The sequence below is a fragment of the Piscinibacter sp. genome (assembly GCF_047600445.1).
GTDB lineage: Bacteria > Pseudomonadota > Gammaproteobacteria > Burkholderiales > Burkholderiaceae_C > Piscinibacter.
In genome coordinates this window covers 1,042,622-1,058,848 of the sequence record NZ_JASGKT010000002.1, presented here as the reverse complement: position 1 = coordinate 1,058,848, position 16,227 = coordinate 1,042,622, and the positions used below count along the sequence as shown (strand labels likewise).

Below are 16,227 nucleotides of genomic sequence, written 5' to 3'. Positions count from 1 at the left end.
TACCCGAGCACACCGGATAATCGTGCGATGCACCTGCTCGTTCCGTTCGCATCGGCCCTGTCGGAGGCGGGCCGGCACACGGTCCGCGACCTGAGCCTGCCGAACCTGGACCGCCTGCTCGCGCTGCTGGCGCCGGCCGCGCGCCTCGGCACCGACGAGTACAGCCTGACCCCGCCGCACGAAGCCGCGCTGGCCGCCGCGCGCGGCTGGCAGGGCGGCGCCGGCGCGCTGCCGTTCGCCGCGCAGGCGGCGCGCGAAGACGGCATCGAGGTGCTGGACCTCGCCTGGGGGCTGCTCACGCCGGTGCACTGGCACGTCGGGCGCGACGAGATCGTGCTCACCGATCCGCAGGCCCTGCAGCTCGACGAGGCCGAGTCGCGCGCGCTGCTCGACGCCGTGCGCGCGTTGTTCGAGAGCGAGGGCTTCGCGCTCGCCTGGGGCGCGCCGCTGCGCTGGTATGCGGCGCACGAGAGCCTGGCCGGGCTGCCGACCGCGTCGCTCGACCGCGCGATCGGCCGCAACGTCGACCGCTGGCTGCCCGAGGGGCGCGAGGCACGCCTGCTGCGCCGCCTGCAGAACGAGGTGCAGATGCTGCTGTACACCCACCCGATCAACGAAGCGCGCGAGGCGCGCGGCGCGCTGGCGGTCAATTCCTTCTGGATCAGCGGCTGCGGCCGCTGGCAGCCCGACGGCGGCGACACGACGACGGTCGACGCGCGCCTGCGCGCGCCGCTGCTGGCCGAGGACTGGGCCGCCTGGGCCGAGGCCTGGCGCACGCTCGACGCGCAGGCGCTGGCGCCGCTGGCCGAGGCGGCCGGGCACGGCGCGCCGGTCGCGCTGACGCTGGCCGGCGAGCGCTTCGCGCAGCGCTTGGCCCACCCAGCCGGCGGCTCGTGGTGGACGGCGCTGAAGCGGCGCTTCTCGCACCCCACGCCGGCCGACGTGCTGGAGGCCTTGTGAGCGCACTCACGATCACGCGCCGCGAGGCGCCGCCGCGCACGGTGTGGGCGCTCGAACAGGCCGGCGTGCCGACGCTGCTGGCGCGCCTGTTCGCCGCGCGCGGCGTGAAGAGCGCCGACGAACTCGACGACGGCCTGGCCCGCCTGCTGCCGCCGGCCACGCTGGCCGGCGCGGCCGACGCGGCGAAGCGGCTCGCCGACGCCATCGAACGGCGCGAGCGCATCTGCATCGTCGCCGACTACGACTGCGACGGCGCCACCGCCTGCGCGGTGGCGATCCGCGGCCTGGCGCTGCTGGGCATGCCGCGCGAGGCGCTGGCCTACGTGGTGCCGGACCGCGCGGTGCACGGCTACGGGCTGACGCCGGCGATCGTCGACCTCGCCGCCGCGCAGCGCCCCGCTCTGCTGCTGACGGTGGACAACGGCATCGCCAGCCTGGAAGGCGTGGCGCATGCGCGCGCCCAGGGCATCGCGGTGCTGGTCACCGACCACCACCTGCCGGCGCAGCAGGATGGGCGCGTCGTGCTGCCCGAGGCCGACGTGATCGTGAACCCCAACCAGCCGGGCTGCGGCTTCGCGAGCAAGAACCTCGCGGGCGTCGGCGTGATGTTCTACGTGCTGCTGGCGCTGCGCGGCGAGCTGCGCGAGCGCGGCGCCTTCAGCGCCGAGTCGCAGCCGCGCCTGGACGCGCTGCTCGACCTGGTGGCGCTGGGCACGGTGGCCGACGTGGTCAGGCTGGACGCCAACAACCGCCGCCTGGTGGCGCAGGGCCTGCGCCGCATCCGCGCCGGGCGCCTGCACGCCGGGCTGGCCGCGCTGTTCGCCGCCGCCGGACGCGACGCGCGCCGCGCCAGCGCCTTCGACTTCGGCTTCGCGCTCGGGCCGCGCATCAACGCCGCCGGCCGGCTGGCCGACATGACGCTGGGCATCGAGTGCCTGCTGACCGACGACGCCGCGCACGCCGCCGAATTGGCGAAGACACTGGACGGCATCAACCGCGAGCGCCGCGAGCTGGAGTCGGGCATGCGCGAGCAGGCCGAGGCGATGCTGGAGGCGCTGATGCCCAAAGGCGACGCGCCGGCCGCGCTGGCGATCTTCGACGAAGGTTTCCACGAGGGCGTGGTCGGCATCGTCGCGGCGCGATTGAAAGACCGCGTGCACCGCCCGACCTTCGTGTTCGCGCGCGGGCAGGACGGGCTGCTGAAGGGCTCGGGCCGCTCGATCCCAGGCTTTCACCTGCGCGACGCGCTCGACCTGGTCAGCAAGCGCCACCCCGGCCTGCTGCGCCGCTTCGGCGGCCACGCGATGGCGGCCGGCGCGACGCTCGCCGAGGCCGGCCTGCCGACCTTCGCCGCCGCCTTCGAGCAGGTGGCGCGCGAATCGCTGGACGCCGCCACGCTGGCGCGCACGCTGCTGACCGACGGGCCGCTGGAGCCGGCGCAGTTCGACGCCGCCACGGTGCGCGCGCTGGACGCGCAGGTGTGGGGCCAGGCCTTCGAGCCGCCGGTGTTCTGCGACGAGGTCGAGATCGTCTCGCAGCGCCTGGTCGGCGAGCGCCACCTCAAGCTCGCCGTGCGCCACGGCGGCGCGCTGCGCGACGCGATCTGGTTCGGCCGCAGCGAGCCGCTGGGCGCGCGCGCGCGGCTCGCCTACCGGCTCAGCGTCGACGAGTTCAACGGCCGCGAGCGTGTGCAGATGGTGATCGAGGGCTGCGACGAGGCGCGCTGACACGCTGATGCGCCGCCGCAGCGGTTTCAACTGGTAGCGCCAGGGTCATCGCGCGTGGCGATACTGCGCGGATTCGCTGCCGCTGGAGCCCACCGCCATGAACGACGAGGCAATGCATCCCGACCGCCGCACCACGCTCGCCTGGCTGCTGGCGCTGGCCGGCGGCGGCACGGCCGCCTGCGGCGGCGGCAGCAACGCGGCGCCGCCGCCCACGGGGAATGAGCCGGCCCCGCCGCCGCCCGCGCCGACACCGCCCGCGCCGACACCGCCCGCGCCGACGCCCCCGTCGCCGACGCCGCCGTCGCCGCCGCCTCCCGCGCCGCCCCCGCCTGCGCCGCCCCCGCCTGCGCCGCCTCCCCCGGCCCCGCCGCCGCCCGCTCCGCCGCCCTCCGGCGCGATCAGCGCGAGCAACTTCGCCACCGGCATCGACAGCGGCTGGGGCATGGCTTTCCTGCCCGACGGCCGGCTGCTCGTCACGCTCAAGGCCGGCGGCATGCTGATCGTCAGCGCCGACGGCAAGACCAAGACACCGGTGAGCGGCCTGCCGGCCGTGGCCAGCAGCGGCCAGGGCGGCCTGCTCGACGTGGCGATCGACCCCGACTTCGGCACCACGCCGTGGGTCTACTTCAGCTACTCCGAAGCCGGCACCGGCGGCGCCGGCACCGCGGTGGCGCGTGCGCAACTGGCCGGCACGGCCTTGCAGAACCTCGCGGTGATCTTCCGGCAGAGCCCCAAGGTGAACGGCGACGGCCATTTCGGCTCGCGCCTGGTGTTCCGCGGCGACAAGACGTTGTTCATCACGCTGGGCGAGCGCCAGCAGGGCAGCCCGGCGCAAGACCTGGGCAAGACGCTGGGCAAGGTGGTGCGCATCAACCGCGACGGCTCCATCCCGGCCGGCAACCCCAGCCTCGCCGGCGCGCTGCCCGGCATCTGGAGCTACGGCCACCGCAACCCGCAGGGCGCGGCGCTGCACCCGACGACCGGCGAGCTGTGGGTCTGCGAGCACGGCCCGCAGGGCGGCGACGAGATCAACATCTCGCGCGCCGGGCAGAACTACGGCTGGCCCAATGTCAGCTACGGCTGCGACTACGGCGCCAGCTACCCGGGCAGCGACAACACCAGTTGCCGCATCGGCGGCACAGAGGGCAAGCACGCGCCGGCCTACGTCGAGCCACTGGCCTACTGGGTGCCGACCTCGCAGGCGCCCTCGGGCATGGCCTTCTACACCGGCGACCTGCTCCCGGAGTGGAAAGGCAACCTCTTCATGGGCGCGCTGGCCGGCACCGGCGTGTGGCGCCTCACGCTCGGCAGCAACAACACCTCCATCACGGCGCGCGAGAAGCTCTCGCTCGGCCAGCTCTCGACGCGCATCCGCGACGTGCGCCAGGGCCCGGACGGCGCGCTCTACGCGCTCACCGACGGCGGCGGCGGACGCATCGTGCGCATCGCGCGCTGAGGGCGTCTCTACAATCCAGGGCTCGATGCACCCGAGCCCCTGGATGAACGCCGACCTGCACTGCCACTCCTGCGTCTCCGACGGCACGCTGAGCCCGCAGGCGCTGGCGCAGCGCGCCAAGGATCACGGCGTCGAGCTGTGGGCGCTGACCGATCACGACGAGCTCGGCGGCCAGCACGGCGCGGCCGAGGCGGCGCGCGCGCTCGGTCTGCCCTACCTCAGCGGCGTGGAGATCTCGGTGAGCTTCTGCGGCCAGACGGTGCACATCGTCGGCCTCGGTTTCGACGCCGACGACGGCGCGCTGCAACAAGGCCTGGCGGCCACGCGCGGCGGGCGCCGCGAGCGTGCGCTGGAAATGGCCGGGGGCCTGGCCAGGGCCGGCATCCCGGGCGCTTTCGAGGGCGCGCTGAAGTACGTTTCCAACCCCGAGCTGATCTCGCGCACGCACTTCGCCCGCCATCTCGTCGAGACCGGCGTGTGCGCCGACACCAACGAGGTGTTCCGCCGCTTCCTCACCGAGGGCAAGCCGGGTTTCGTGCCGCACCGCTGGGCCAGCCTGCGCGACGCGGTGCGCTGGATCACCGACGCCGGCGGGCTGGCGGTGATCGCGCATCCGGCGCGCTACCGCTTCACAGCCAACGAGGAGCACGCCCTGTTCACCGAATTCATCGCGCACGGCGGGCGCGGCGTCGAGGTCGTCACCGGCAGCCACAGCGCCGCCGAGGTGGTGCGCTACGCCGAGACCGCGCTCGAATACGGCCTGGCGGCCTCGCGCGGCAGCGATTTCCACAGCCCCGACGAGAGCCACACCGACCTCGGCGCGCTGCCGGCGCTGCCGGCGCGGCTGACGCCGGTGTGGGACTGGCTAGCAGAGCGCATCCAGCGCGCGCATTGATGTCGCAGTACTTCGAGGTCCACCCCGACAACCCGCAGCCGCGCCTGCTCAAGCAGGCGGTGCAGATACTGCACGGCGGCGGCGTGGTGGCGATCCCCACCGACTCCAGCTACGCGCTGGTGTGCCACCTCGACGACAAGGCCGCCGCCGAGGCGCTGCGGCGCATCCGCGGCGTCGACGACCGGCACCACCTGACGCTGCTGTGCCGCGACCTGAGCGAGCTGGCCAGCTACGCGCGCGTCGACAACCGCCAGTACCGGCTGCTCAAGCTCGGCACGCCCGGGCCCTTCACCTTCATCCTGGAAGCCACCAAGGAGGTGCCGCGGCGGCTGTCGCACCCCTCGCGCCGCACCATCGGCCTGCGCGTGCCCGAACACGCCGTGACGCAGGCGCTGCTGGAGCAGTTGGGCCAGCCGCTGATCGCGACCACGCTGATCGCGCCCGGCGAGAGCGAGCCGATGAACGACCCGCACGAGATCCGCGAGCGTTTCCAGAAGCTGCTGCAGGCGGTGGTCGACGCCGGCGCCTGCCCGATGCAGCCGACCACGGTGGTCGATCTCACCGGCGACGCGCCGGCGCTGGTGCGCGCCGGGCGCGGCGACCCGGCGCTGCTGGGCCTCGCGCTGGAAGAGGCCGACTAGCTTCGCTCGATGCGGGCGACCGCGCTGTGCGCGTGGATGGACTCGAAGTTCTCCACGTCCACCACGTAGCGGCCGACGCGCGGGTCGGCGTTCAGGCGCAGCGCCACGTCGCGCACCAGGTCCTCGACGAACTTCGGGTTCTCGTAGGCACGCTCGGTGACCCACTTCTCGTCGGCGCGCTTGAGCATCGGCCAGATCTCGCTGGAGGCGGAGTCTTCCGCGAAGCGCACCAGTTCCTGCCACGGCATCTCGCCGAGCAGTTCGACGCGCACCGTGACGTGCGAACGCTGGTTGTGCGCACCGTAGTCGGAGATCTCCTTCGAGCAGGGGCACAGGCTCTTGACCGGCACCACCGCCTCGGCCCACACCGCCACCGCGCCGTTCGCCGCCTCGACGATCCAGCGGCCCTGGTATTCGAGCAGGCTCTCGACGCCCGACACCGGCGCGCGCTTGCGCAGGAAGAACGGGAAGCGCGCCTCGATGCGGCCGCTGGCCGCATGCAGCTTCTCCAGCATCACGCCCATCTGGCGGCGCAGCTCGGCGGCGTCGAGCGCGCGGTCGAGCGACTCCAGCCACGCGACGAAGCGCGACATGTGCGTGCCCTTCTGCTCGGCCGGCAGCGCGACGTCGAGATCCCAGTCGGCCACGGTGGCGAGTTCGGCCGCGCCCAGGCGCAACTGCATCGGGTAGCGCACGCCGCGCACGCCGACGCGCTGGATCGCCAGGTGGCGCTCGTCACGCTCGCTTTGCGTGTCGGGGATGTGCAGGGCGTCCTTCAGGTTGCTCATGGGCGCAAGGATCGCATCAATCGCGCCCCAGCGGGCGAGGAAGGTTATGGACGGAGTTCAGTGGTTCACCGCGCGCACCAGCGCCGGCTTGGCGCCGAAGCGCTTGAGGATGGACTGCTCTATGCCCGCGGCGTCGAGCCCGCACAGCGCCAGCAGCTTGGCCGGGTCGCCGTGCTCGATGAATTCGTCGGGCAGGCCCAGCGTCAGCACCGGGGTTTGCAGGCCGGCCGCGGCCAGCGCTTCCAGCACGGCGCTGCCGGCGCCGCCCATCGTGCAGCCCTCTTCCACCGTGACGATGGCGTCGTGGCTCTTCGCCAGCTCCGTCACCAAGGCGACATCGAGCGGCTTGGCGAAGCGCATGTTGGCCACCGTGGCGTCTAGCTTGTCCGCCGCCGCCAGCGCCGGGTACAGCAGCGTGCCGAAGGCGAGGATCGCGATGCGCGAGCCGCGCCGGCGCACCTCGCCCCGGCCGAAGGGCAGCGCCGTCATCGCCGTCTCGACGGCCACGCCGGCGCCGCTGCCGCGCGGGTAGCGCACCGCCACCGGGTGGTCTTGCAGGAAGGCGGTGTACAGCGCCTGGCGGCACTCGTTCTCGTCGGCCGGCGTCAGCACGCTCATGTTCGGGATGCAGCGCAGGAAGGCGATGTCGTAGGCGCCCGCGTGCGTCGCGCCGTCGGCGCCGACGATGCCGGCGCGGTCGAGCGCGAACACCACCGGCAGCTTCTGCAGCGCCACGTCGTGGATCAACTGGTCGTAGGCGCGCTGCAGGAAGGTGGAATAGATCGCCACCACCGGCTTGAGCCCCTCGCAGGCCAGGCCGGCGGCGAAGGTCACCGCATGCTGCTCGGCGATGCCGACGTCGAAGTAGCGCTCGGGGAAGCGCTTGTGGAACTCCACCATGCCCGAGCCCTCGCGCATCGCCGGCGTGATGCCGACCAGGCGCTTGTCGGCCTCGGCCATGTCGCACAGCCACTGGCCGAACACCTGCGTGAAGGTGGTCTTGGGCGGCACCGCCGGCTTCTGGATGCCCTGCGCCGGGTCGAAGGGCGTGGGGCCGTGGTACTTCACCGGGTCGGCCTCGGCGAGCTTGTAGCCGTAGCCCTTCTTGGTGACCACGTGCAGGAACTGCGCGCCGGGCTTGTCGCGCAGGTTCTCCAGCGTCGGGATCAGCGCGTCGAGGTCGTGGCCGTCGATCGGGCCGACGTAGTTGAAGCCGAACTCCTCGAAGATCGTGCCGGGCACGACCATGCCCTTGGCGTGCTCCTCGAAGCGGCGCGCCAGCTCGAACAGCGGCGGCGCGTTCTTCAGCACGTTCTTCGCGCCCTCGCGCGCGGCGGCGTAGAACTTGCCGCTCATCAGCCGCGCCAGGTGCTTGTTCAACGCGCCCACCGGCGGGCTGATCGACATGTCGTTGTCGTTGAGCACCACCAGCAGCCGGGGCACGTGGCCGACGTGCGGCATGCCGGCGTTGTTCAGCGCCTCGAAGGCCATGCCGGCGGTCATCGCGCCGTCGCCGATGATCGCCACCGCGTGGCGGTTCTCGCCCTTGGCCTGCGCGGCGGTGGCCATGCCGAGCGCGGCGGAGATCGAGGTCGACGAGTGCGCGGTGCCGAAGGTGTCGTACTCGCTCTCGTCGCGGCGCGGGAAGCCCGACAGGCCGCCGTACTGGCGCAGCGTGCCCATGCGCTCGCGCCGGCCGGTCAGCACCTTGTGCGGATAGGTCTGGTGGCCCACGTCCCACACCAGCCTGTCGTTCGGCGTGTCGAACACGTAGTGCAGCGCGATCGTCAGCTCCACCGTGCCGAGGTTGGACGACAGGTGGCCGCCGGTCTTGGAGACGCTGGTCAGCACGTAGTCGCGCAGCTCGGCGGCGAGCTGCTTGAGCTCCAGGCGCGAGAGCTTGCGCAGCTCGGCCGGGCTGTTGATGTTCGGCAGCAGCAGGTAGTTCATCGTCAGTTGTCCCGTTCGACCACCTTGTCGGCCAGCAGCGCCAGCGCGCTGGTGTCGGCCAGGCCGCTGCGCGCCAGCGCCGCGTGGGCCTGCGCGCGCAACTCCTGGGCATGGGCGCGGGCGCGCTCCAGTCCGAGCACGCTGACGTAGGTCGGCTTGTTGTTGTCCAGGTCCTTGCCGGCGGTCTTGCCGAGCGTCTCGGAGGCCTGGGTCACGTCGAGGATGTCGTCGACCACCTGGAAGGCCAGGCCGATGGCGTCGCCGTAGCGGCCCAGCGCCTCCCACGCCGCCGCGCCCACCGGGCCGCAGGCGGCGCCCATCAGCACGCTGGCGCGCAGCAGCGCGCCGGTCTTGCGGCGGTGCATGTCGCGCAGTTGCTGCTCGCTCAGCGGCTGGCCGACGCTGGCCAGGTCGATGGCCTGGCCGCCGGCCATGCCGGCCTGGCCGGCGGCGCGCGCCAGCAGCGAGCACAGGCGCGCCTGCAAGGCCGGCGCGACGCCCGCGTCGGGCGTCAGCACCTCGAAGGCCAGCGCCTGCATGGCGTCGCCGGCCAGCATGGCCTGCGCCTCGCCGTATTTCACGTGCACGGTGGGCTTGCCGCGGCGCAGCACGTCGTCGTCCATGCAGGGCATGTCGTCGTGCACCAGCGAATAGGCGTGGATCAGCTCGACCGCGCAGGCCGCGCGCAGCGCCGCCTCGCGCTCGCCGTCGACGGTTTGCGCGGCGGCCAGCACCAGCAGCGGGCGCACGCGCTTGCCGCCGTCGAGCACGCCGTAGCGCATCGCGTCGCCCAGGCCGGCCGGCGCGTCGGCCGGCACCCAGGCCGACAACGCGGACTCGACCGTGGCCAGCTCCTGCGCGGCCCAGGCGTCGAATTGCTGCAGCCTCATCCGGAGATCCAGGGCTTGAGCTGCCCGTCCTCGAGAACCTTGACCTGCGCCTCGACCGCCTCGAGCTTGCCGCGGCAGAAGGCCAGCAGCTCGGCGCCGCGGCGGTAGCCGGCCAGCATCTGGTCGAGCGGCAACTGGCCGCCCTCCATGCCGGCGACGAGGCCTTCCAGCTCGCGCAGGGCGTCTTCGTAGCTGGCCGGCGCGGCGGCAGCGTGGGCGGGGGATGTCGAGCTTTTTGCCATGCGCAATCCTGAAGGCGCGATTGTAGTCAGCACGCCGGTGCGGCTTTCATGCCCGGTCACCCCCCCTGGGTACAATCCGCGGCCCGCCGCAGACCGCGGTGACCGAAGGCCCACGTCCGGCGCGCCGGGGTGGCGGTTCGACATCGGTTTTTGGAGATCCTGGGGATCATGTCCGACCTGAGCGTCCCGATCGAGGCGCTGCAGCGCAGCCGCTCGCAGCTTTCCGTCTCCACCTATTTCGATGCCGAGTTGTACCGGCACGAGATGGCGCTGATCTTCGAGTCCGGTGCGCGCTACCTCGGGCACGAGCTGGCGGTGCCCGAAGTGGGGGATTTCCACGCCCTGCCGCAGGAGGGCGAGGGGCGCGTGCTGGTGCGCACGCCCAAGGGCATCGAGCTGGTGTCCAACGTCTGCCGGCACCGCCAGGCGCTGATGCTGCGCGGCCGCGGCCACACCGGCAGCAACATCGTCTGCCCGCTGCACCGCTGGACCTACGACACCGGCGGCAAGCTGCTGGGCGCGCCGCACTTCGCCGACGACCCCTGCCTGAACCTGCGCAACTACCCGGTGCAGAACTGGAACGGCCTGCTGTTCGAGGCCGGCGGGCGCGACGTCAACGCCGACCTGGCGCGCCTGGGCCCCAAGGCCGACCTCGACTTCTCGGGCTACGTGTTCGACAGCGTGCACCTGCACGAGTGCAACTACAACTGGAAGACCTTCATCGAGGTCTACCTCGAGGACTACCACGTCGCGCCCTTCCACCCCGGGCTGGGCGGCTTCGTCACCTGCGCAGACCTGCGCTGGGAGTTCGGCCGGCACCACTCGGTGCAGACCGTCGGCCCCAACCAGGCGCTGGCCGCCAAGGCCGGCTCGGCGGCCTACCGCAAGTGGCACGAGGCCCTGCTCGCCTACCGCGACGGCAAGCCGCCGCGCCACGGCGCGATCTGGCTGACCTACTACCCGACGACCATGGTCGAGTGGTATCCGCACGTGCTGGTGGTCTCCACGCTGCTGCCCAAGGGCCCGACCAAGACGCTCAACATGGTGGAGTTCTACTACCCCGAGGAGATCGCCGCCTTCGAGCGCGAGTTCATCGAGGCCGAGCAGGCCGCCTACTGGGAGACCTGCAAGGAGGACGACGAGATCGGCGAGCGCATGGACGCCGGCCGCCGCGCGCTGCTGGAGCGCGGCGACGACGAGGTCGGCCCCTACCAGAGCCCGATGGAAGACGGCATGCAGCACTTCCACGAGTGGTACCGCAGGACGATGGGCGACAGGCTGAAGGGCTGAACGCCGCAGGCCTGCGGGCACAATCGCCCGCATGTCTGCTCCCTGGTTGATGGTCGTGGCGTCGCTGCTGTTCGCGACGATGGGCGTGTGCGTCAAGCTGGCTTCGGCCCACTACGCCACCGGCGAGATCGTCTTCTACCGCGGCCTGCTCGGCATGGCCCTGATGGGCGCGATGGCGCGCTGGCGGGGCGGCACGCTGCGCACCGCCGTGCCGGCGATGCACTTCTGGCGCAGCATCAGCGGCGTCAGCGCCTTGTGCCTGTGGTTCTACGCCATCGGCAACCTGCCGCTGGCCACGGCGATGACGCTGAACTACATGTCGTCGGTGTGGATGGCGCTGTTCCTCGTCGGCGGCGCGGTCATGCTCGGCGGCCAGCGCGTCGACACGCGCCTGATCGCCACCATCCTGGCCGGCTTCGCCGGCGTCGCGCTGATCCTGCGCCCGACCATGGAGCAGGACCAGCTCTGGCACGGCCTGATCGGCCTGCTCTCGGGCATGGTCGCGGCCACCGCCTACCTGCAGGTGACGGCGCTGAGCCGCGCCGGCGAGCCGGAGTACCGCATCGTCTTCTACTTCTCGTCCGGCGGCGTGGCGGCCGGCGCGCTGAGCATGCTGTGGACCGGCGCCACGCCGCACCGCACGCTCGAAGGCCCGGCCTCCCTGCTGGCGGTGGGGCTGCTGGCCAGCGTCGCGCAGTTGCTGATGACACGCGCCTACGCCACCGGGCGCACGCTGGTGGTCGCCAGCCTGCAGTACCTCGGCATCGCTTTCGCGTTCGTCTACGGCGTGGCGCTGTTCGGCGACCGCGTCACCTGGATGGCCGTGGCCGGCATGGGGCTGATCGTCGGCGCGGGGCTGGGCGCCTCGTTGCTGCGCCAGCAGACCGCGCCGCCGGACGCGCGCCAATCGACCCTGGAGGGCTGACACCATGAATCCCGTCTTCACCACCCTGATCGCCGCCGCCGAGCTGCGCGCGCTGCTCGCGGCCGGCGGCGCGCCGCCGGTCATCGTCGACTGCGGCTTCGACCTCGCCGACACCGGGGCCGGCGAGCGCGCCTGGCGCGAGGCGCATGCCGCCGGCTCGTTCTACCTGCACCTCGACCGCGACCTGAGCGGCGCGAAGAACGGCCGCAACGGCCGCCATCCGCTGCCCGAACGCGCCGCCTTCGCGGCCACGCTGGGCCGGCTCGGCATCACGCCGGCGACGCAGGTGGTGGCGCTGGACCGCCAGGGCGGCCCGTATGCCGCGCGGCTGTGGTGGATGCTGCGCTGGATGGGCCACGAGGCGGCGGCGGTGCTCGACGGCGGCCTCGACGCCTGGCGCGCCGCGGGCGGCGCCGTCGATGCCCTCGCGCCGGCCGCAACGGCCGGCGCGCCCTACCCCGAGCGTGCGCCGCTCGCGCCCACCCTCGACGCCGACGCGCTGCTGGAGCGGCTCGGCCGCGTGCGCCTGATCGACGCACGCGCCGGCGAGCGCTTTCGCGGCGAGGTCGAACCGCTGGACCCGGCCGCCGGCCACATCCCCGGCGCGCTGAACCGCTTCTTCAAGGACAACCTCGGCGCCGACGGGCGCTTCAAGAGCGCCGCCGCGCTGCGCGCCGAGTACGAGGCGCTGCTCGGAGGCGACGCGCCGGCGCGGACCGTGCACCAATGCGGTTCGGGCGTGACCGCCTGCCACAACCTGCTGGCGATGGAGCATGCCGGCCTGGACGGCTCGTGCCTGTACCCCGGCTCGTGGAGCGAGTGGTGCAGCGACCCTGCGCGCCCGATTGCCACCGGTTGACCATCGTCAAGCGCTTGCCTACGCTGGCGTTGAACACTGGTTCCATTCGACCACGACTGGAGAACACGCATGTTCAAGCGCATCCTCGTACCCACCGACGGCTCCGACATCACCCGCAAGGCCGTAGACACCGCGCTGGCGCTGGCCAAGTCGGTCGGCGCGCAGCTCTATGCCATCAGCGTGAAGGAGCCCTTTCCGTACAGCGCGATCTCGGAGATGCAGCCGACGCCGCCGCAGGAGTTCTTCGACGCGCAGGAGCGCATCGCCGCCAAGCGGCTGGCCGACGTCGCCGACGCCGCCAGGGCCGCCGGCGTGGACTGCCAGGCGCACAGCGTCGAGGCGCTGCACCCCTGGGAGGCCATCATCGACCACGCCAAGCGCACCGAGTGCGACCTGGTGGTGATGGCCTCGCACGGCCGGCGCGGCGTCACCGCGCTGCTGCTGGGCAGCGAGACGCAAAAGGTGCTGACGCACTCGACGGTGCCGGTGCTGGTCGTTCGCTGACACGACGACAGCGCGACGGAGCGACGGCGCAACGGCGGGCCGAGCGCCGGGCCGCCCCCAAGCCGGCCCCGCCGGCCCCGAGAAGGGGCCGGCACTTCGGCCGTCCATGCCCGCGCAGGCGGGCATGGAGCCGCGGCCGTCGTTCCCCTCGGGGGATCGCCCGACGTACCCGTCGGGCGAGAGGCCGACGTTCACACGCCGTTCGCCTTGAACCACGCGACGGCGCGTTTCCAGCCGTCTTCGGCCGGCGCCTTGCGGTAGCTCGGCCGGTAGTCGGCGTGGAAGGCGTGCGGCGTGTCGGGGTACAGCACCAGCTCCGATTTGGTGTTGCCCGCCGCCTTCAGCGCCGCCATCATCTTCTCGACCGTGTCGACCGGGATGCCCTCGTCCGCCGCGCCGTACAGGCCGAGCACCGGCGCCTTGACCTTGGCCGCCACGTCCAGCGCCGTCTTGTCGCCGGTGTGGAAGGCACGCGCCACGGCGCCGTACCAGGCGACCCCCGCCTTCAGCGCCGGGTTGTGCGCGGCGTACATCCAGGTGGTGCGCCCGCCCCAGCAGAAGCCGGTGATGCCCAGCCGTCGGGTGTCGCCGCCGTTCGCCGCGGCCCAGGCCACGCAGGCGTCGAGGTCGCCCATCACCTGCGCATCGGGCGCCTTGGCGACCACCTCGGTGATCAGCCGCGACACCTCGCCGTACGACTGCGCATCGCCCTGGCGCACGAACAGCTCCGGCGCGATCGCCAGGTAGCCGAGCTTGGCGAAGCGCCGCGCCACGTCGGCGATGTACTCGTGCACGCCGAAGATCTCGGAGATCACGAGGATCACCGGCAGGCCGCTCTTGCCGGCCGGCTGGGCGCGGTAGGCGGGCATCTTGAAGTCGCCCACCGGAATCATCACCTCGCCGACGCTCAGGCCATCGCTGTCGGTCTTGATGGCCTGCGCCGTCACCGGCAGCACCGCGGCGGCGAAGCCGCTGCCCACGGCGGTCTTGACGAACCCGCGCCGCGAGAAGTCGCGCGACGGGACCAGACTGTCGAGTTCCTGTTTCAGCATGGGACGAACCTCCGGGTGAAGCGGTGAAGCGGGTGACAATCCTCGCATGACCAAGACATCGGCGCAGCCGCACGACATCGAAACCCGCTGGCCGGGTCAGCTTGCCGCGATCGACATGGGCTCGAACAGCTTCCGGCTCGAGATCGGGCAGGTCACGCAGCACCGCTACCGGCGCGTCGACTACCTGAAGGAGACGGTGCGCCTGGGCGGCGGGCTCGACGCCAACGGCCTGCTCACCGAGGAGGCCAGCGCGCGCGGCCTGGCCTGCCTGGAGCGCTTCGCGCGGCGCCTCGAGGGCTTCGCGCCGCAGCAGGTGCGCGCGGTGGCCACGCAGACGCTGCGCGAGGCGCGCAACCGCGACGTCTTCCTGACACGCGCGCAGACCGTGCTCGGCCGCCCGATCGAGGTGATCTCCGGCCGCGAGGAGGCGCGCCTGATCTACGCCGGCGTGGCGCGGCTGCAGCCCTCGAACGCGCCGCGCCTGGTGATCGACATCGGCGGGCGCTCCACCGAGATGATCCTCGGCCACGGCCGCAAGGCGCTGCGCGCCGAGAGCTTCCAGGTCGGCAGCGTCAGCCTGTCGATGCGCTACTTCGCCGACGGGCGGCTCACCGCGCAGGCCTTCCGCGCCGCGCAGGTGGCCGCCGGCGCCGAGCTGGAGGAAGCGCTCGAACCCTTCGCCCCCGCGCACTGGCGCGAGGCGCTGGGCTCCTCGGGCACGGTGGGCGCGGTGTCGCAACTGCTCGCCGCCGGCGGCGTCAGCGACGGGCGCATCACGCCGGCCGGGCTGCGCTGGCTGATCGAGCGCTGCATCGAGTGCGGCCGCATCGACCGGCTCGACCTGCCCGGGCTGAAGGAAGACCGCCGCGCGGTGATCGCCGGCGGCCTGGCGATCCTCTACACGCTGGCCGCGCACTTCGGCATCGAGGCACTGCACCCGGCGCGCGGCGCGCTGCGCCAGGGCGTGATCTTCGACCTCGACGAGCGGCTGCACGCCACCGCCTTGCCGCAGGACGGCCACGACCTGCGCGACGCCACCGTGCGCGAGCTGCAACGCCGCTTCATGGTCGACGCGCAGCAGGCCCGGCGCGTCTCGCGCGTGGCCGAGGCGCTCTACGCCCGGGTGCAGCCGCGCGCCGGGCGCGAGGCGCGCCGCGAGCTGCTGTGGGCCTGCGCGCTGCACGAGATGGGCATGATGGTCTCGCACCACGACCACCACCGCCACAGCGCCTACCTGCTCGCGCACGTCGACGCGGCGGGCTTCTCGCAGAGCCAGCAGCGCCGCGTCGCCGAGCTGGTGCTGGGCCAGCGCGGCGGGCTGCGCAAGGTCGAGGCCGGGCTGACGCAGGAAGCCTTCGCGTGGCAGGTGCTGTGCCTGAGGCTGGCGATCATCAAGTGCCACGCGCGCGGCGAGGTGCGCGACGACGCGCTCAGGATCGAGCGCCACGGCACCGAGGCGCGCCTGGCCTGCGGCGCACGCTGGGCCGAAGCGCACCCACGCACGCTGTTCCTGCTGCAGGAGGAGGCGCAGGCCTGGGCGCGCGGCGGGGTGCTGAAGCTGGTGTTGCGAGACTGAGGCCCGAAGGCCGCTACAGCGCGTCCGGCCCCAGCGCCGCGTGCAGCACCACCTGCGCGCTGCCTTCGCGGTCGCGGCTGCGCAGCCACCAGACGGCGCCCTTCTTCACCGACCAGGGCTGCGCCTGGCCCGCCAGCAGCAGCGCGGCCACCAGCCCGAGCGTCGGCTGGTGGCCGACCACCAGCACCGGCTCGCTCGCGTCGGGCCAGCGCGCCGCGGCCAGCACGGCGCCCGGGCCGGCCTCGGGCGCGATCGCCTCGATGGTGCGGAACTTGCGCCCGAGCGCCTTGGCGGTCTGCTGGCAGCGCAGCGCCGGGCTGACCAGCACGCGCGTCGAATGCGCCATGCGCTGGTTCAGCCAGTCGGCCATGCGCGCCGCCTGGCGCTCGCCCTTGCTCGTCAGCATGCGTTCGAGATCGGGCAGGCCCTCGCGCTCGACCGCCTCGGCGTGGCGCCACAGGATCAGGTCCAC

General features: G+C 72.8%; 17 protein-coding genes. 10 read left to right on the top strand and 7 right to left on the bottom strand.

Annotated elements, in window-relative coordinates:
* The first annotated feature begins 27 nt into the window (after nucleotides 1-27).
* Nucleotides 28-960: a hypothetical protein gene (locus QM792_RS09090; protein ID WP_415149356.1), complete on the top strand. Its 933-nt coding sequence runs from the start codon at nucleotides 28-30 to the stop codon at nucleotides 958-960.
* Nucleotides 957-2,687: a single-stranded-DNA-specific exonuclease RecJ gene (gene recJ / locus QM792_RS09085; RefSeq protein WP_415149355.1), complete on the top strand. Its 1,731-nt coding sequence runs from the start codon at nucleotides 957-959 to the stop codon at nucleotides 2,685-2,687. The genes QM792_RS09090 and recJ overlap by 4 nt, the downstream gene beginning before the upstream one ends.
* A 45-nt stretch (nucleotides 2,688-2,732) precedes the next feature.
* Here the strand turns inward: recJ and QM792_RS09080 are convergent, their stop codons facing one another.
* Nucleotides 2,733-3,131, bottom strand: a complete 399-nt coding sequence (locus tag QM792_RS09080; protein WP_415149353.1) for a hypothetical protein — start codon at nucleotides 3,129-3,131, stop codon at nucleotides 2,733-2,735.
* On the opposite strand from QM792_RS09080, the gene QM792_RS09075 reads away from it, so the two are divergent.
* The 3 genes from QM792_RS09075 to QM792_RS09065 are packed head-to-tail and all read left to right on the top strand — an operon-like array spanning nucleotide 3,130 to nucleotide 5,679.
* Complete coding sequence (locus QM792_RS09075) at nucleotides 3,130-4,143, top strand: PQQ-dependent sugar dehydrogenase (RefSeq protein ID WP_415149351.1); 1,014 nt, start codon at nucleotides 3,130-3,132, stop codon at nucleotides 4,141-4,143. The genes QM792_RS09080 and QM792_RS09075 overlap by 2 nt on opposite strands.
* A 25-nt stretch (nucleotides 4,144-4,168) precedes the next feature.
* Nucleotides 4,169-5,038 (top strand): 3',5'-nucleoside bisphosphate phosphatase, encoded by an 870-nt coding sequence (locus QM792_RS09070; protein ID WP_415149349.1) that lies wholly within the window; start codon nucleotides 4,169-4,171, stop codon nucleotides 5,036-5,038.
* Nucleotides 5,038-5,679, top strand: a complete 642-nt coding sequence (locus QM792_RS09065; protein ID WP_415149347.1) for an L-threonylcarbamoyladenylate synthase — start codon at nucleotides 5,038-5,040, stop codon at nucleotides 5,677-5,679. Before QM792_RS09070 ends, QM792_RS09065 begins: the two co-directional genes overlap by 1 nt.
* Here the strand turns inward: QM792_RS09065 and folE2 are convergent.
* From folE2 to QM792_RS09045, 4 genes are read right to left on the bottom strand one after another with little or no spacing between them, the layout of a single operon-like run.
* Complete coding sequence (gene folE2, locus QM792_RS09060) at nucleotides 5,676-6,467, bottom strand: GTP cyclohydrolase FolE2 (RefSeq protein ID WP_415149346.1); 792 nt, start codon at nucleotides 6,465-6,467, stop codon at nucleotides 5,676-5,678. The genes QM792_RS09065 and folE2 overlap by 4 nt on opposite strands.
* A 57-nt stretch (nucleotides 6,468-6,524) precedes the next feature.
* Nucleotides 6,525-8,417 (bottom strand): 1-deoxy-D-xylulose-5-phosphate synthase, encoded by a 1,893-nt coding sequence (gene dxs / locus QM792_RS09055; RefSeq protein ID WP_415149344.1) that lies wholly within the window; start codon nucleotides 8,415-8,417, stop codon nucleotides 6,525-6,527.
* Between the two features lie 2 nt (nucleotides 8,418-8,419).
* On the bottom strand, nucleotides 8,420-9,307 hold the full coding sequence (locus QM792_RS09050) for a polyprenyl synthetase family protein (protein WP_415149342.1): 888 nt from the start codon (nucleotides 9,305-9,307) through the stop codon (nucleotides 8,420-8,422).
* Nucleotides 9,304-9,549 (bottom strand): exodeoxyribonuclease VII small subunit, encoded by a 246-nt coding sequence (locus QM792_RS09045; protein ID WP_415149341.1) that lies wholly within the window; start codon nucleotides 9,547-9,549, stop codon nucleotides 9,304-9,306. The genes QM792_RS09050 and QM792_RS09045 overlap by 4 nt, the downstream gene beginning before the upstream one ends.
* A 168-nt stretch (nucleotides 9,550-9,717) precedes the next feature.
* On the opposite strand from QM792_RS09045, the gene QM792_RS09040 reads away from it, so the two are divergent.
* The 4 genes from QM792_RS09040 (at nucleotide 9,718) to QM792_RS09025 (ending at nucleotide 13,127) form a co-directional block, all read left to right on the top strand.
* The gene (locus tag QM792_RS09040) at nucleotides 9,718-10,839 is read left to right on the top strand and encodes an aromatic ring-hydroxylating oxygenase subunit alpha (RefSeq protein ID WP_415149339.1); all 1,122 of its coding nucleotides are present in this window, start codon (nucleotides 9,718-9,720) and stop codon (nucleotides 10,837-10,839) included.
* Nucleotides 10,840-10,870: 31 nt separating this feature from the next.
* Nucleotides 10,871-11,764, top strand: a complete 894-nt coding sequence (locus tag QM792_RS09035) for a DMT family transporter (RefSeq protein WP_415149338.1) — start codon at nucleotides 10,871-10,873, stop codon at nucleotides 11,762-11,764.
* A 4-nt stretch (nucleotides 11,765-11,768) separates the two neighbouring features.
* A complete protein-coding gene (locus tag QM792_RS09030) occupies nucleotides 11,769-12,623 on the top strand; it encodes a sulfurtransferase (RefSeq protein ID WP_415149337.1) in 855 nt (284 codons plus the stop codon).
* Nucleotides 12,624-12,692: 69 nt separating this feature from the next.
* A complete protein-coding gene (locus tag QM792_RS09025; RefSeq protein WP_415149335.1) occupies nucleotides 12,693-13,127 on the top strand; it encodes a universal stress protein in 435 nt (144 codons plus the stop codon).
* A gap of 191 nt (nucleotides 13,128-13,318) precedes the next feature.
* Here the strand turns inward: QM792_RS09025 and QM792_RS09020 are convergent, their stop codons facing one another.
* On the bottom strand, nucleotides 13,319-14,179 hold the full coding sequence (locus QM792_RS09020; protein ID WP_415149334.1) for a dienelactone hydrolase family protein: 861 nt from the start codon (nucleotides 14,177-14,179) through the stop codon (nucleotides 13,319-13,321).
* Nucleotides 14,180-14,225: 46 nt separating this feature from the next.
* On the opposite strand from QM792_RS09020, the gene ppx reads away from it, so the two are divergent.
* Nucleotides 14,226-15,755 (top strand): exopolyphosphatase, encoded by a 1,530-nt coding sequence (gene ppx / locus QM792_RS09015; protein ID WP_415149332.1) that lies wholly within the window; start codon nucleotides 14,226-14,228, stop codon nucleotides 15,753-15,755.
* Nucleotides 15,756-15,768: 13 nt separating this feature from the next.
* Here ppx and sixA read toward each other — a convergent pair whose 3' ends face one another.
* Nucleotides 15,769-16,227, bottom strand: a complete 459-nt coding sequence (gene sixA, locus QM792_RS09010) for a phosphohistidine phosphatase SixA (protein WP_415149331.1) — start codon at nucleotides 16,225-16,227, stop codon at nucleotides 15,769-15,771.